The organism is Candidatus Leptofilum sp., from assembly GCF_965223525.1.
Classification (GTDB): Bacteria; Chloroflexota; Anaerolineae; order Promineifilales; family Promineifilaceae; genus Leptofilum.
Window position 1 is genome coordinate 412,100 of the sequence record NZ_OZ245005.1, and the last position, 14,805, is coordinate 426,904.

Genomic DNA, 14,805 nt, shown 5'->3' on the forward strand with positions numbered 1-14,805 from the left:
TCTGTGGCAAAATAAGGAGTTGCCATGATCTTCAATAGCCCGTATCCTGATGTGGAGATTCCTGACGTGCCGCTAACCGAGTTCGTCTTGAGCCGCACCCAGCAGTTTGGTGACAAACCTGCGCTGATTGATGGGCCAAGCGGCCGTACCATCACATACGCCCAATTAGGCGGAGCCATTCGGCTGGTGGCTTCTAGCCTAGCCCACCGCGGCTTTGGCAAGGGGGATGTTTTTGCCATTTATAGCCCCAATGTGCCGGAGTATGCCGTTGCCTTTCATGCCGTCTCCTTGCTGGGTGGCATTGTTACCACCGTCAATCCGCTCTATACGGCCGATGAACTGGCACGCCAGCTAAACGATGCAAATGCAAAATATTTACTAACAATCTCCCTGTTTCTGGAAAATGCGAAAACGGCCGCTTCCCAAAGCAAGGTCGAGGAAATTTTCACCTTTGACCTAACCGAGGGAGCCACGCCATTTGCCACCCTGCTGCAAAGTGATGGCTCGCTACCCGAAATCAATATCAATCCTGCCGAAGATTTAGTTGTTTTGCCCTACTCCAGTGGCACCACCGGCTACCCCAAAGGCGTAATGCTCACACACCGCAACATCGTTGCCAACATCGTGCAAGTAGAAGGCGTTACGGGCATTGATCTGGTTGATGAAGCAGACACGGTCATGGGCATCCTGCCATTCTTCCACATTTACGGCATGGTGGTCATCATGAACATGAGTCTGGTAAAAGGTGCTACTGTCGTTACCATGCCCCGCTTTGATATGGTGCAATTCCTGGAGCTGGTACAAAAACATAAAGTAACCCGCGTGAATCTGGTGCCTCCTATTTTGGTAGGCCTCGCTAAACACCCCATCGTAGACCAATACGACGTCTCCTCGCTCGTCGAGCTATTTTCTGGCGCGGCCCCGCTGGGCCAAGCATTGGCCGATGAGGTTAAGGCACGTTTGGGCTGCCGCGTGGTGCAAGGGTACGGTCTCACTGAGACCAGCCCCGTCACTCACGTCTATAATCGCACCATGACAAAGAGTGACAAGCTTTCATCCGTTGGCCCAGCCATCCCTAACACGGAGGTGATGGTGGTAGATGTAGCCACCATGGAACCGCTAGGTCGCAACAAAAAGGGTGAAATCTGGATGCGTGGGCCACAGATAATGAAAGGGTACCTTAACAATCCAGATGCAACGGTCGCCACCGTGGATGAAGAAGGTTGGCTACACTCGGGCGACATTGGCTTCATTGATGATGAAGGCTTTTTCTACATTGTGGATCGGCTCAAAGAGCTGATTAAATACAAAGGGTTTCAGGTGGCCCCGGCTGAACTAGAAGCCTTGCTGCTGTCCCACCCTGCCATTGCCGATGTAGCCGTCATCCCCAGCCCCAACCGAGAAGTAGGCATTGCCAAGGGACGCATCAAATGGCTATCTGCTTTGGCAAATCTCGAAAACAAAGATGAATTTGAGGAACAAATAACATCCCTCGAAGATGTTCTTAATCGCATTACCAACTTGACCATTACAGCACCGCTTACCTATGAAGATGTTACAAAAGCAATTCCTATAAATGAGCTGCTAAACACCTACTTGGAGCGACAATGGAAGCACGCACGCTTTAGACACATTTTCTTGTCACTCGATCTGCGACCTGACTTAGACAAATCAAGTTCTGTTTGGGCAAGTCCTGAATGGCTTCGCCGGGGCTTTGAGCTAATTGTTGATAATGCTGTTTTGGCCATGCAAGAAGCAGGTACGCCAGACCCAAAAATTTGGGTGACAACCCGCTCAAAAGACACCGAAGTACTGATTACTATCGAAAACAACGGCCCTACAATATCAGACGTAGTCCTTGAGCACTTCCGCCAAGGGCGGGCAATACCTAAGAATGATGGAGACCGAGGGTCAGGCATTGGCTTACAACTCACAAAAACCATCTTCGAAACGTACCGAGGCACTATGCAGATAGAAAAAAGAGAGCCGCAAGGAGCGTCCGTAACTTTCACGTTGCCAAAATTTCAACCTAACGAAGCAAACAAGAAAAAGAATGCAGAATAATCTCATAAGCATTTTTAATATTGCTTAACTCAAGTTGCTACCTTAAAAATATGGCTGACACTCTCAGCCAGAACAAATAATGCGATTTTCAGCTCAAAGCCTGCGGCTGTGACTGCATGAATGCTCCTCGGCATCCTGCGTGCAATGGATGACCCTGTCGTCTCCACAATCTTGCGATGCAGTTTTATCCAATAAGTGCGCCACGGTGGATACGGCCGTTTGCTGTTTTTCTTGCGTACAGGACATAGTTTCACCTGTCTTGTCTCATTGATTAAGTCTTCCATGGCATAATCATTGTAGATTTTGTCTGCATAGATTTCTGAACCCGTCGGTAGGTCAAACTGAAAGGAGCGCAGGTGAGTCACATCGCTTTCAGAACCCGGTGTTAGGAAGAACTCAACTGGTTGACCCTGACTGGTGACCATCAAATGTAGTTTGAGTCCATAGAAGTAGCGGCGTTTGCTCGCAATCTTGCCGCGATACTTCTCTTCTCGATAGAGACGACAGCGGCGAATGCGCCAATTGTCACACACCACAATAGGAAAGGTATCGATCACGTAAATCGAATCGCTACTGACCCCTTTCCAGTGGGCGCCCAACATCTCGATAAAGGTCACGATGTAATGGCTCACTCGATGCAGACGACGTGAATACCGACTTTTGCTCAACATGGTTGGTATGTAGCCGCCTTGATGCAAGAAGGCACGGGCAAGTTCATAATTGCCGCTAAAAAACAGAGCAGCCACGATTGCTGTGGTGATGACCTCGGAATCGTTCATGCGGCATTGACTGTTTTCATGATGACCTAAACCAAGCAAAAGGTCGTTAACCAGCGTGTAAATCGCTACAATTTGTTCGTCCATGATTGTCCTCGTAAAAATGGTTTGGTGGTTCAAACCCACTTTACTTGGCTTTCATGGACTTCACCATTTTTGACTGTTAAGGTAGCAACTTAGGTTAATTACAATTGTGGAAGGCTCAACATGAATTCTTTAACAGAAACTGCTCCCGCTTTTCTTTTATTGAGATGGCACATCAGATTGTGTGGGCTAGCGTGGCGACTGTGGACAAAAACGGCCGTCCCCGTTCTCGCATCCTCCATCCAATTTGGCAGTGGGATGAGGGGCAGCTAACTGGCTGGATTGCCACTGGGCCGACGGCCGTTAAACGCGCTCACCTGGCTCACAGCCCGTATGTCTCAGTAAATTACTGGACACCTGCCCAAGACACGTGTGTCGCTGAATGTCGCGCAACCTGGGCATTTGATGACGAAACGCGCCAAATGGTGTGGGATATGTTCCTTAACGGCCCTGAACCAGTCGGGTTTGACCCCAAAATAATACCCGCCTGGACAAGCCCAACGGTAGATGCATTTGCTGTATTGAAGCTTGAGCCGTGGCGGCTGCGTGTCTTCCCTAGCTCGGTTTTCATGGGGCAAGGCGGCGAAATCTTAACCTGGCAGGCGTAGGCGTGCGGGTCTTTTGACTTGAAAACCAGGAGGAAATGTGGTATATTTTGCATCATATTTTGTATAATTTCATAATTAGTGCAACAAATAAGGTACAGTTATGAGCACAAACATTGTCCCAATTAGCGATTTACGCCGAGAAGCCAGCCAGGTTGTGAAAATCGTGCGCGAAGGTAGAGATGTAGTTTACATTACCCAACACGGCCGTCCCGCAGCGGTGTTGGTCAACTACGAGCAGTATGAAGCCCTGATTGCAGAGCTACAAGCCTTAAAACAACAGCAATCCAAAACAGCCTACACCATCGCAGAGCAAAAAGGCACCTTCGCCACCCTTGCCGACATGGCGCAAGATTTAGGGGCCGATGATTTGGCTGAGCAGCATGATCACTACTTATACGGAACTGACAAGTCGTGAAGCCAGCAATCTTCATTGATACCAGCTACTTTCTTGCCCTCGTAAACAGCCGAGACAAGTATCACCAGCAAGCAAAAAGCGTGGCAGAGCAAATATTGCCTCCCTTTGTTACCAGTGAAGCAGTGTTGTATGAATTGGGCAACGCTTTGGCCAAACCGCCCCACCGTATGCTGGGGATTCAGGCACTGCGGCAAATCCGTCAGGACAGGAATATTGAAGTTGTGAATATTGGGTCTGATCTGTTTGCTCAGATTGTCACGTTTTATCAATCACGGCCAGACAAAGCCTGGGGGTTAACAGATTGCTCATCCTTTGTGATTATGCAACAGCGTCGGCTACATGAGGCATTAACGGCCGATAGACATTTTGAGCAAGCGGGTTTTATGCGCTTGCTGCAGTGACCTCTGTTACTTCTTAGCAAGTACCTCATGAATCGCTTCGGTTAGTATGCCCACCATGTCGTCAAGCTGAGCTTCGTTAATGATGAGAGGTGGCCCCAGCATAATCACATCCCCATTTTGGCCATCGGCGCAGCCCTGCGAATAGTAAACGATGAGCCCCTTATCAAACGCCCGTTGCCAAATATCCCAAGCAAGATGACGCGCAGCCGGAAACGGTATCTTGCTCACTTTGTCTTGCACCAACTCCACACCCCAAAACAAGCCTCGCCCGCGTACTTCACCCACATTGGGATGCTCGCTCAGAGCATCTTGCAGCATTTGACCCAATTTCTGACCCAGCGTGGCTGAATTTTCTACTAATTTTTCAGTTTTCATGATGTGCAGCGTTGCTAACGCGGCTGCACAACCCACCGGATGATGGCTAAAGGTGCCGCCATGATTCCAATCACCTAACTTTTGTCGGATGAGCTCAACGTCCTCTGTTTTGGCGGCAATAAACCCTAGCGGGAAGTAACCACCGGCTAATCCTTTGGAAGTAACCATGATGTCTGGCTGAACCTGCCAATGATCCATGGCCCACCATTTGCCAGTGCGCCCCATGCCTACCAGCACCTCGTCGGCAATGAGCAACACGCCATATTTGTCGCAGATTTGACGAACAGCAGGCCAATAATCATCCGGCGGCACAACGGCCCCCAGGCTAGCCCCGCTGATAGGCTCGGCAATGAAGGCGGCAACCGTCTCTTCCCCATAGGCCAATATGGATTCTTCCAGCCGACTGGCTATTTCCTCGCCAGAGGCTTCAAATCGGTAAGGATACGGCGGCCGCACATGGGGCATATTGACCATCATGCCCATGAATGGTTTGCGTAAACCGGGACGGCCGCTTACTCCCAACGCCCCCAACGTCATGCCATGATAACTCAGGGAACGGCAGGTGATGATGTCGCGCATGGCGTGGCCGCGTGCCTGCTGAATTTGCCGCGCCAGCTTGATTGCGCCTTCTACTACTTCAGACCCGCTGCTAAGGTAAAAAAAGCGTGGGTTGGAAATGGGAACCAGCGCTGCCAACTCGCTGGAGAGCTGCTCGGTGGCCTGGTTTGTGAACATGATGGCGTGGACGTAAGCAGCCGCTTCTGCTTGCTGAGTCATGGCGTTGATAACTTCGGAACGGCCGTGTCCCACATTCACCACCAGTGGCCCACCCGATCCGTCTATATACTTTTTGCCACTTTCATCAAATAAATAAATGCCCTCCCCATGTGAAATTTTAGGGCGGGCATGGTCCATCTTGCGATAAAAGACGTGTCCGTGCGGATGTTTGTATGTCATTGGGATACGGCCGTTTCCAACCGCCTCTTTTTCTATCTATCAAAGATTTCGCAGATTAGCCAGATTTAATCTTTTTAATCTGCGAAATCTATTGACTTAAATATTGTTGATGTTGTTCACGCCTTAGTGGGAAGATAAAGTTAGCCTACGATGGTTTGGCTTTGCTCTTTCATATATTGCTGAACGTAGTAGAAGCTGCCGGCCGCCTTGCCCGTAGAGCCGCTGCCTTTCCAGCCACCGAACGATTGGTAGCCCGGCCAGGCACCAGTCGTCGCGCCACTAGAGCGATTCACGTAAAGCACACCAGCTTCGATGTTATCTAACCACCATTGCACTTCGTCGTCATCTTCGCTAAAGAAACCGGCCGTCAGACCATATTCCACATCGTTGGCCATCTTCATCGCTTTGTCCATGTCCTCGTAGCCTGTCACGGTAACGATTGGCAGGAACATTTCTTGCTTCCACAAGCGATGGTCAAGGGGCAAATTATCAACAATCGTTGGGGCTACAAAGTAGCCGTTGCCCAGTTCTTCCAATATTTTACCGCCAAAGACGACATCTCCATTAGCGTGCAAATCAGCCACAAATTCTTTGTAATCTTCATAGGCACCCATGTTGGCCACGGGCCCCATCCAATTATCTTTTACGGTGGGGTCGCCAACGTTGATTTGCGAGGTGAGGTCAACCAGCTTGGTCATGAATTCATCTTTAACGTCGTTGTGAACGTAGACGCGAGAGCAAGCAGAGCATTTTTGCCCCTGCAAGCCAAAGGCAGAGCGCATCACGCCCATCGCCGCTTTGTCAATATCTGCCTTTTTGCTGATGATAGTGGGGTTCTTGCCGCCCATCTCGGCAATAACAGGGCGCGGATACCGTCCCTGAGCAAACGTCCGCAGAATGTGCATCCCCACATCGTAACTACCGGTGAAGGTAACACCAGCCACGTCCGGATGATCAACCAGGGTTTGGCCCACGGAGCGGCCGCCTCCCGTGACAAAGTTAAACACGCCGGCCGGCACACCAGCATCCCGGAAGCATTCTGTGAGCAGCCAAGCGGTGTACGGGGTATCGGTCGCGGGTTTGAGCACGACGCAATTGCCAGCTACCAAAGCAGCCCCGGCAGGGCCACCGGCCAACGCGCCGGGGAAGTTGAAGGGGGAGATGACAGCCCACACGCCATATGGCTTGAGGACGCTGCGATTGTGATGCTTGTCGCTTTCAGAAAGAAGGGGTCGGCTGAAGTTATCGTTTTGCTCGATGGCATCGCAGTTGTAGCGGATCAGATCGGCCGTTTCTTCAACATCACCCAACGCTTCCAGCCGATTCTTGCCAATTTCCAGACTCATGACTGCGCCCATGTGGAAGAGACGCTCACTGATCAGGTCGGCGGCTTTACGCATAATGGCAACGCGCTCTTGCCAGGGACGGCCGCTCCAGGCAAGAAAGGCAGCTTTGGCAGTAGCAACGGCATCATTTACGTCTTCGGCCGTGCCTTTTTGGAAGTAGCCCATCACCAAATCAAGGTCAACGGGGCTGCGCTTTTCAAACGTTTGGCTTGCAGTGCGCTCTTCGCCATTTATGTACATGGGGAATGTTTTGCCAAACCCAGCTTTGGCTTCTACAACCGATTCATCAAAATATTCGTGCAGCAGCGGGTCTGGGCTGGCCAATGTGGAATAGGTAACTTTAATATGTTTGCGTTCTGACATACGTGCCTCCAAGGGAAATTTAGGTAAAGGTATTGAGCAATTGCTGTGTTAACTTTGTTAGCAGGGATTTATAAGGTCCTGTGGGCTTCAACAATTCCTCAGATTATGGAATCGCAGATGAGGATTCTGCCAAATATTATACCCACGTTTGGGCAATGAGACAGGTAGATGTTGATCATGATTTTTGGGTGACTTCCTGCTTGAGATTAGGGCTTTAGATACAAACTTTGGACAAGCTGTTTGCCTGGCAAAGTGAGAATAAAGGCGCAAGGCAACGTGAGTGCTTGCCAAAATGCAAAAGGAGTCAATTGGGGATTGTGTTGGCAAATGTAAAGGGTGAGAATGGTGCCGTGGCTGACAATGGCAAGGTTGCCTTGAGGCTGCGCGGCCAGTTGGTCATTTACTGCCTGGGTAAAGCGCGTGAGAGCCTGCACGGCCGTTTCATTCCCAAACACCAGCTCGTCCGAGCGAGCAAATAGCTGGGCAACGGCCGTTTCAAAATCCGCCTTGTTGGCAAAATAGGGCACACCTCGCCGATCATGTTCTTGCAAACCAGGAACCGCCTCCGTTGGCAGCGGCAACACATCTGCTAAAGCCCTGCCGGTTGTCATTGCTTTTGGCTCCTGGCTTGTGAGGATGCGGTGAGGGTAATATGGTTTTAGTTGATGGGCGAGTTGGTGAGTGGCGGAACGGCCGTCTGGCGAAAGTTGCCATTGGTGGCTATCTATTTTAGGGTTTATTTGAACGGCCGCATGACGTACAAGGATGAGTTGAGAAGACATTTGGAGGTTAGAAATTGGAGATTTTTAGTCTCCAATCTCCAGTCTCTTCCTTAACCGCCGCCCGTGAGCGCATCTAGCGACCACTGGGCATAGTAAGCATTTTCATTCACACCGAGTGCCGCTTCGTAATTGGCAATCGCCTCGCTGATATTGCCTTGCGATTCCAGCGCCAACCCTTTGTACCAGTAGGTTTCCTCCACGTTGCGCCCGCCCTGGGTTGCCAGGGTGGCATCTGCCAGGGCAATGACATCATCATGTCGGCCAACTTTCCAGTATGCCATGTACGGGCGGAATTGATACCACAACATGCGCGGCGGCAAGCCTAGCTCACGCGCTTGGTCATACGCCTGCGCTCCGCCCTGATAATATTGCGCCTCACCCGTTCGCACGCCCATTTCGGTCAGTGCAGACCCTAAATTAAACCAAGCAAACTCATTTTCCGGATCGGCGTCAATTTCTGCCTGGGCGCGAGCGGCAACCATGCGCCACATGTCCATTGGCTCAACCAGCTCTGGTTCCAATATTTCCTGCACTTCGGCCTCCTGCGAGGGGAAATATACGACGTAAAAGGTGTAGTTGAACTGCTGCCAATAATATTCAAACTCGTCATAGCTGTCGGTACGGCCGCTGCCGTCCCATGGCCCTAAAAAGCTGTCCTGACTGTAAAAAATTTCCTGCTCATCATCATAGCCAAATACGGTGAGGTAATGCCCCCACCAACCCTGACCAGGCAAATCGTACCCTTTTTCTATGACGACAGGATAACCCGCAACAATGAATTCCTTGATCAATTCCATCGTGCCACCGCTGTGGGCACTGGCCTTGAAGGCATTGCCAGTAAAGCCGTTGACATAATCAGCAATTTGCCAGGGGCTTACGTTGCGGTCTTCGCTGTTTGGCTTCAGATAATCGGCCACATCTTCCTGGGTGATGTCGTACCCCATGAAGTTGAGCACCTGAGTGAGATTGGCCGGGCCACAATTATTAAACGATTGGCGAATGACGCCTACCCCGTCCAAAATGTGCGAGATGGGCAGCGGCTCCGGCGTGGGGGTGTTGGTGGGTGTGGGAATGGGCGTGTTGGTTGGCAGCGGCGTGGCCTCCGCATCTGGCAGCACTTCTTGTGTGGCTGTGGGTGCTTGGATAGGCTTGCTAGTGGCGGTGGGTTCGGTAACGGTCGTTACCGCAATCAACGCCTCAATATCCACCTGTGGTTCGTCAGCAGAAACTTCAGCTACAGGCAGTGCAGTTGCCACAGGAGCCACTTGGTCAATCACCCCTTCCACAATTTCGCTTAAAAACGGACTGCGTTCTCCCAAAGCCACCCGGTACCGCCCCGGAATAGCGCCAACGGCCGTTGGCAGCACCAGCAGCCCAATAATGAGCAAAATTTGTATCCCGGCCACAGCAAAAATTAGATTCTTCGTTCTTTTTCTCATACGCTCTTCTATCCGAGCCGGTAATCAGTAATCGGTTATCGGTAATCAGTCACGTTGCATAAATCTGAATACTGTTTACTAATCCACTGATTACTGACCACTGGTCAATTCAGCTAGTGCCACAACAGCGGGTGCAAAGTTGGGATTAAACGTGGCAGCTTTCTCTAGATTTTCTTCGGCTGCGGCCGTTTCGCCGGTGGCAGCCAGGGCTAATCCTTTGTAATAAAACGACTCTTCAAAATACGGCCGATCTTTCAACGTCACATCAGCCAGCAAAATAACATCTTCATACCGCCCCACCTGGTAATAGGCTTCGTAGGGGCCAAATTGATACCACAGCATACGCCAGGGCAAGCCGATGGCGCGTGCCTGGTCAAATGCGGTGCTGGCTCGTTCGTATTCGCCCACGGCGTTGTAGCTGGTTCCCAAATTAAACCAGTAAAAGGCATTGCCGGGGTCTGAAGCGGCTTCGGCCTGGGCCTGGATCAATGATTTGTCCCACATTGTGCCGTCATCTATATCTTCACCCACAATGCGCGCCACGGTTTCAGCCTGTTCTAGTTCATACACCGCAATGTAGCTGCGATTAAACTGGGGCCAGAACGTTTCTACTTCGGCGTAAGGCAGGTTACGGCCGTTCCGATCCGCATTCTCTAAAGGCACATCACTCGTGCCGAACCAAGAATCATACACAAAAAATTGCTCGTTGGCATCGTCGTAGGCCACCACCAGCAAGTAATGCCCATACCAGCCCAGCCAGCGGAACTCGCCCGGCGGCTCGATGCCAATTTCCACAATTACCGGAATGCCGTTGGCTACAAACTGCTTGAGCATTTCGATACGGCCGTTTACCCTGTAAAGTGCCTCATACTCTGTATTTTCATTCACATATGCAGCCATCTCGTGCGGGCTAACGTTGCGATCTTCAGGATTTGGCTTTAGCGCAGCAACCGTATCGCTTTGGGTCACATTCATGCCAAAATAGCTTAATGTCATCGCCATCGTTGCTGGCCCGCAATTGTTCCAATCCTGAAAATGGTGCTGGATGCCCTCTAACCGTGCTTCTGCTGGAATGGGAACGGCCGTTGCCGTAAGAATTGGTGTGGAGGTGGCTGTGGGCGGAACGGCCGTGGGCACTACTGTTGCCTCCACCGCCTCGGCTTGTGGCGTTGCCGTTGGCTGTACTACCTCGATAACAGGGGCTGCCAGCGGCGTGGGATCACCCAGCAAATTGCTGGCATCCAATGGTTGGGCCACCGTTGGCAAAATAGCCACTTCTTGCTGCGGTGAGGCAATCTCCAGCAATGGTTCTGGCAGCCAGCGGGCAGCATAACGTGGGGGAATGGCGCGAAGCAACGTTGGCGCAGTCAGCAAACCCACCAAGAGCAAAATTGCAAAACCCGCAAAAACTTTCTTCCACTTTCCCATCATTTAATTGATTTTCCTAAATTCCCTACAGCGGCGACAAGTATAACCATTGTCACCCCTTCGCCAAGCATGATGAACGGCCGTTTACCCAACTCTAACATCCTGCCAGCCTTTACACTGCATACCATAGCCTCGGTTGTAAGTGCGGTTGGTGAGCCACCTTACACAGCCAAAGCAACAAATGACATTTATCGTTCGCGGGCATGGGCATTGTCACTGGCAAACGGCCGTTTGTGCATGGCACACTGAACACAGAGAAAATCAAGGAAAGCAGTGGAGAAGTTCAGCTTTTTGCAAAAGTTGAACTTCTAAGGAAACATATTAGGAGGCCAACCATGTTCAACCATATTTTGGTTCCCCTCGATGGCTCACATCTGGCCGAAGCAGCTTTACCCCCCTCCCTGGAACTGGCCAGCAAATTCAATAGCGAGTTAACGCTCACTTACGTCATCCAGCCCCCGCACCTCATCATGACCGCCGCCAACGGCAGCGTTTATTCTCAACTGCTCACCGAGATGCGTAACCAGTCGGAGCAGGATGCCGAATCATATCTGCGCTCCCACAAAGGCTCTTTGCAACAGCAAGGCTTCACTGTCCACGCCCAGATTACCGAAGGCGAAAATGTGGCTGATTCTCTGCTGGATGTGGCCGCTAACCTCGATATAGACACCATTGTGATGAGTACCCACGGCAGAGGCGGCATAAGCCGCTGGGTCTTTGGCAGCGTGGCCGACAAGGTGCTGCGCTATGCCAATGTGCCCGTGCTGTTCATCCGCGCCAAGGAAGAAACGGCCGATTATCAGCGCCCACCGCTTGAAGTAACCATCTAACCAACGACCAGTCATCGAGAAATCGGGATTCTACCCATGAAACATTTGGTCATGACCTCATGTAGAACTCTAGAACTCCGAATTCATCGTCCACCGTTATACGCCCTCGTGTTGCGAGCAACGTAGCTTCACAACACGAGGGATTTTTTCTGCCACTCGCGCCCGGTCATCCAAATGCTGGCCCACAATCCAAACCGGGTGCTGGCTGGTAGCCACAATTGGCCAAAACGGCCGTCCCGCCTGAGGTACTTTTCGATTGCTTAACAAATCGGCAATTTTTTGCGACTGTCCCCCCATCCCCAGCGGCTGAAATCGCTCATTGGGTTGGTACGGCCGTACCCACAAAACATCCCCCTCATCCAATTTCACAAATGCTTGCCACACATCCTTATTCCGCTCAATTTTCTCAAACGAGACATCGTCCACAGCTTCCGCCGAAATCGCCCAACCGTTGGCTAGCCAAACCTGGCCAGGTGCGGACAAAGTAAGCGGCTGCTCATCAACGAGCTGCGGCAAACGCGCTAATTGCGCCTCGCCGGCATCGCCAAACGCAACCGCATCTGCCGCCACCCGCATCACCAATGCCCCTGGCAACCACGCCTCCGTGCCAGACTGATTTTCTAAAATGAGCGTCCGGGCAGCTTCAATTGTTTGGAAGCTCATTTCAGTAACCAACGGCCGTAGCACCTGCACAGCACGCCGCAGTGCCAGCCGCTGCCAAGCCACCGCCAATGCCTGAAATCGCAGCCGATCCAGCAACAATGAATCATCTGCCTGATCTAGCAGCACCAACGTCGGCCAAATTTGCTCAAACTGCTCCTGCAAAACGGCTAATTCATCGGCGGTAACGATGGCAAGTTGTCGCAATTTATCTTGAATTTGGGGGTTGTACGTTTGCAGCAGTGGCAACAGCTCGTGCCGAATGCGGTTGCGGGTAAAGTTCACATCTTCGTTACTAGCATCTTGCCGCGGTGTAAGCCCATGCCGGGTACAGTATTCTTCAATTTCGGCACGACGGGTGGTGAGAAACGGCCGTAACAAAACCATCTCTTCACTTCCTGGCACTACGCCCACCGGGCCCATTCCTCGCAACCCACCGCTACCCCGCAGCAGATGTAGCAATACTGTCTCCGCCTGGTCATCTGCATGATGCCCTACCAGCACCGCTTCTGCCCCCACCTCTGCCGCCTTGCCCGCCAAAAACTGGTAGCGTGCCAAGCGCCCGGCCGCCTCTAGTGATAAACGAAATGTTTCGGCAACAGTCTGAACTTTAGCCGTGCCAATTTCACATGAGATACCCCAAGAAGCGGCCGTTTTGGCCACAAATGCCGCATCCGCATCCGCCTCTGGGCGCAGTTGGTGGTTTAGATGTGCCACAACCAGCCGATTTGCCCCCAGTTGCTGCCACAACAGATGCAGCAACGCCAAAGAATCTGCCCCACCAGACACAGCAACGAGCAGTTTTTTGTGAGAAGTGGTGAGGGGAAACGGCCGTATCGTCTGTAACACCACCCGCCACAACCGTCTTCCTACCAGATGATTTGAGCCAGATGCTTTCATCAATTACCCAGATAAACAAAAAATGCCCCAAAAAGGGGCAAAAAACGTGAGTAGGGCGGGTGGGATTCGAACCCACACGGACTGACGTCCGGCAGATTTTAAGTCTGCTGCGTCTACCATTTCGCCACCGCCCCATATTTTAACGATACAACAACAACTTCCCATTTTGTGAAGGATAGTTACTCAAGGTAATCCACAAATCCAAATCACTTTTTTGTAGATGACCCCAAAGCTCGTCAATTGTACACTTGAAAAGAACCGCAAACAAGCTACGGACGCTTACCCCGTAAATTGGCCGCAAAACCAGACCATTATGTGACATAAACTTGTTTGACTTGATAATTTTCACCATGTATAATGCTCAAGTCAACGACTTACAAACATAAATGCACCTGCTTACCAAAGGTTTCATAAGAGGTCAACCGTATTGTTTACAACATAGGCACAACTTGAAACAGTAAGTTCGCAATATTGGTAAAAACATTGCCATCCAAACCAAGCAGGAAGAAAAACAACTATGGCCCTGAAAGGCAACCTGCGCGATTTCTCAACAACACAACTACTCAATCTCATTAACCTGGCTAGAAAAACAGGCACCCTGTCCATTCAAACAGATTCAGAAAGTGCCCGAATGTCTTTCCGTGAAGGCAAGTTGATCTATGCCTACATGGGAAACGAAAACGGTAACCACTTGGCGCAAATCTTGCAAAATAGTGGCAAATTATCCGCAGAGCAAGCCCAGGTTATTCAGTCGCATGCAGAAGGCAAAAGCGATAAAGAAATTGGGCATCTTCTGGTAACGGCACGCCGCGTAACCCAAAACGACATCATTCAAAGCGTGCGCCAGAACGTCCTGGATACCGTTTACAAGCTCTTTACTTGGGGGGAAGGCTTATTCCGTTTTGATGCTAACAAACTGCCAAGCAGTGGTTACATTACCATTCCCATTGATCTGGAAAGCGTCATCATGGAAGGCAGCCGTCGCCTAAAAGAGTGGGAAATTTTGCAAGACGAATTGCCAGACCTCGATGTCACCCTTCGTTTTACAGACCGCCCCGATGCCAGATTACGCAACATAAATTTAACAGTTGAAGAATGGCGGGTCGTTTCGTTTGTGAATCCTCGTAATTCAATTCGTCAAATTGCCAAAGCAAACAATCTTAGCGACTTTGAAATTCGCCGCATTGTTTATGGCATGTTGCAAGCGGGCTTGGTTGAATTTGTTAACAAGCCAAAACCCGCACCCGAAAAACGTGCGTCCACCGCAAGGCAAAAAGGCGCTGCCGAACCATCACCAGCGGTTAAACGCTCTGTTGTCGTCCGGCTAATTGATCGCATTCGTGGTTTGTAGGATTGACCTACCAGCAATAATTCTCG

General features: G+C 50.9%; 14 protein-coding genes and 1 tRNA gene. 7 read left to right on the forward strand and 8 right to left on the reverse strand.

What is annotated here, in order from left to right; translation table 11 throughout:
- Positions 1-24 precede the first annotated feature (24 nt).
- Positions 25-2,064, forward strand: coding sequence for an AMP-binding protein (locus ACOQPM_RS18845; RefSeq protein WP_420631807.1), 2,040 nt, complete (start codon positions 25-27; stop codon positions 2,062-2,064).
- A 29-nt stretch (positions 2,065-2,093) separates the two neighbouring features.
- Here the strand turns inward: ACOQPM_RS18845 and ACOQPM_RS18850 are convergent, their stop codons facing one another.
- Positions 2,094-2,927: an IS982 family transposase gene (locus ACOQPM_RS18850; protein ID WP_420627622.1), complete on the reverse strand. Its 834-nt coding sequence runs from the start codon at positions 2,925-2,927 to the stop codon at positions 2,094-2,096.
- 164 nt (positions 2,928-3,091) lie between these two features.
- On the opposite strand from ACOQPM_RS18850, the gene ACOQPM_RS18855 reads away from it, so the two are divergent.
- The 3 genes from ACOQPM_RS18855 to ACOQPM_RS18865 all read left to right on the forward strand — a co-directional run bounded on the left by ACOQPM_RS18855 (position 3,092) and on the right by ACOQPM_RS18865 (position 4,348).
- Positions 3,092-3,532: a pyridoxamine 5'-phosphate oxidase family protein gene (locus ACOQPM_RS18855; RefSeq protein WP_420631808.1), complete on the forward strand. Its 441-nt coding sequence runs from the start codon at positions 3,092-3,094 to the stop codon at positions 3,530-3,532.
- Between the two features lie 100 nt (positions 3,533-3,632).
- A complete protein-coding gene (locus tag ACOQPM_RS18860; RefSeq protein WP_420631809.1) occupies positions 3,633-3,947 on the forward strand; it encodes a type II toxin-antitoxin system Phd/YefM family antitoxin in 315 nt (104 codons plus the stop codon).
- A complete protein-coding gene (locus ACOQPM_RS18865) occupies positions 3,944-4,348 on the forward strand; it encodes a type II toxin-antitoxin system VapC family toxin (RefSeq protein ID WP_420631810.1) in 405 nt (134 codons plus the stop codon). Before ACOQPM_RS18860 ends, ACOQPM_RS18865 begins: the two co-directional genes overlap by 4 nt.
- A gap of 6 nt (positions 4,349-4,354) precedes the next feature.
- On the opposite strand, the gene ACOQPM_RS18870 is transcribed toward ACOQPM_RS18865, so the two are convergent.
- The 5 genes from ACOQPM_RS18870 to ACOQPM_RS18890 form a co-directional block, all read right to left on the reverse strand.
- Positions 4,355-5,680, reverse strand: a complete 1,326-nt coding sequence (locus ACOQPM_RS18870; RefSeq protein WP_420631811.1) for an aspartate aminotransferase family protein — start codon at positions 5,678-5,680, stop codon at positions 4,355-4,357.
- A 140-nt stretch (positions 5,681-5,820) separates the two neighbouring features.
- Complete coding sequence (locus tag ACOQPM_RS18875; RefSeq protein WP_420631812.1) at positions 5,821-7,389, reverse strand: aldehyde dehydrogenase family protein; 1,569 nt, start codon at positions 7,387-7,389, stop codon at positions 5,821-5,823.
- A 206-nt stretch (positions 7,390-7,595) separates the two neighbouring features.
- On the reverse strand, positions 7,596-8,171 hold the full coding sequence (locus ACOQPM_RS18880; protein ID WP_420631813.1) for a histidine phosphatase family protein: 576 nt from the start codon (positions 8,169-8,171) through the stop codon (positions 7,596-7,598).
- Positions 8,172-8,221: 50 nt separating this feature from the next.
- On the reverse strand, positions 8,222-9,610 hold the full coding sequence (locus ACOQPM_RS18885) for a C39 family peptidase (protein ID WP_420631814.1): 1,389 nt from the start codon (positions 9,608-9,610) through the stop codon (positions 8,222-8,224).
- Positions 9,611-9,700: 90 nt separating this feature from the next.
- On the reverse strand, positions 9,701-11,041 hold the full coding sequence (locus ACOQPM_RS18890) for a C39 family peptidase (RefSeq protein WP_420631815.1): 1,341 nt from the start codon (positions 11,039-11,041) through the stop codon (positions 9,701-9,703).
- A 66-nt stretch (positions 11,042-11,107) separates the two neighbouring features.
- Here ACOQPM_RS18890 and ACOQPM_RS18895 point away from each other — a divergent pair, with 66 nt between their 5' ends.
- Together ACOQPM_RS18895 and ACOQPM_RS18900 are read left to right on the forward strand one after the other, a co-directional pair.
- A complete protein-coding gene (locus tag ACOQPM_RS18895; protein WP_420631816.1) occupies positions 11,108-11,287 on the forward strand; it encodes a hypothetical protein in 180 nt (59 codons plus the stop codon).
- 86 nt (positions 11,288-11,373) lie between these two features.
- Positions 11,374-11,868, forward strand: coding sequence for a universal stress protein (locus ACOQPM_RS18900; protein ID WP_420631817.1), 495 nt, complete (start codon positions 11,374-11,376; stop codon positions 11,866-11,868).
- A 96-nt stretch (positions 11,869-11,964) separates the two neighbouring features.
- Here ACOQPM_RS18900 and tilS read toward each other — a convergent pair whose 3' ends face one another.
- Both tilS and ACOQPM_RS18910 read right to left on the reverse strand, forming a co-directional pair.
- On the reverse strand, positions 11,965-13,428 hold the full coding sequence (gene tilS / locus ACOQPM_RS18905; RefSeq protein ID WP_420631818.1) for a tRNA lysidine(34) synthetase TilS: 1,464 nt from the start codon (positions 13,426-13,428) through the stop codon (positions 11,965-11,967).
- Positions 13,429-13,479: 51 nt separating this feature from the next.
- A tRNA-Leu gene (locus ACOQPM_RS18910) sits at positions 13,480-13,562 on the reverse strand.
- 383 nt (positions 13,563-13,945) lie between these two features.
- Here ACOQPM_RS18910 and ACOQPM_RS18915 point away from each other — a divergent pair.
- Positions 13,946-14,779, forward strand: a complete 834-nt coding sequence (locus tag ACOQPM_RS18915; RefSeq protein WP_420631819.1) for a DUF4388 domain-containing protein — start codon at positions 13,946-13,948, stop codon at positions 14,777-14,779.
- The last annotated feature ends 26 nt before the right edge of the window (positions 14,780-14,805 follow it).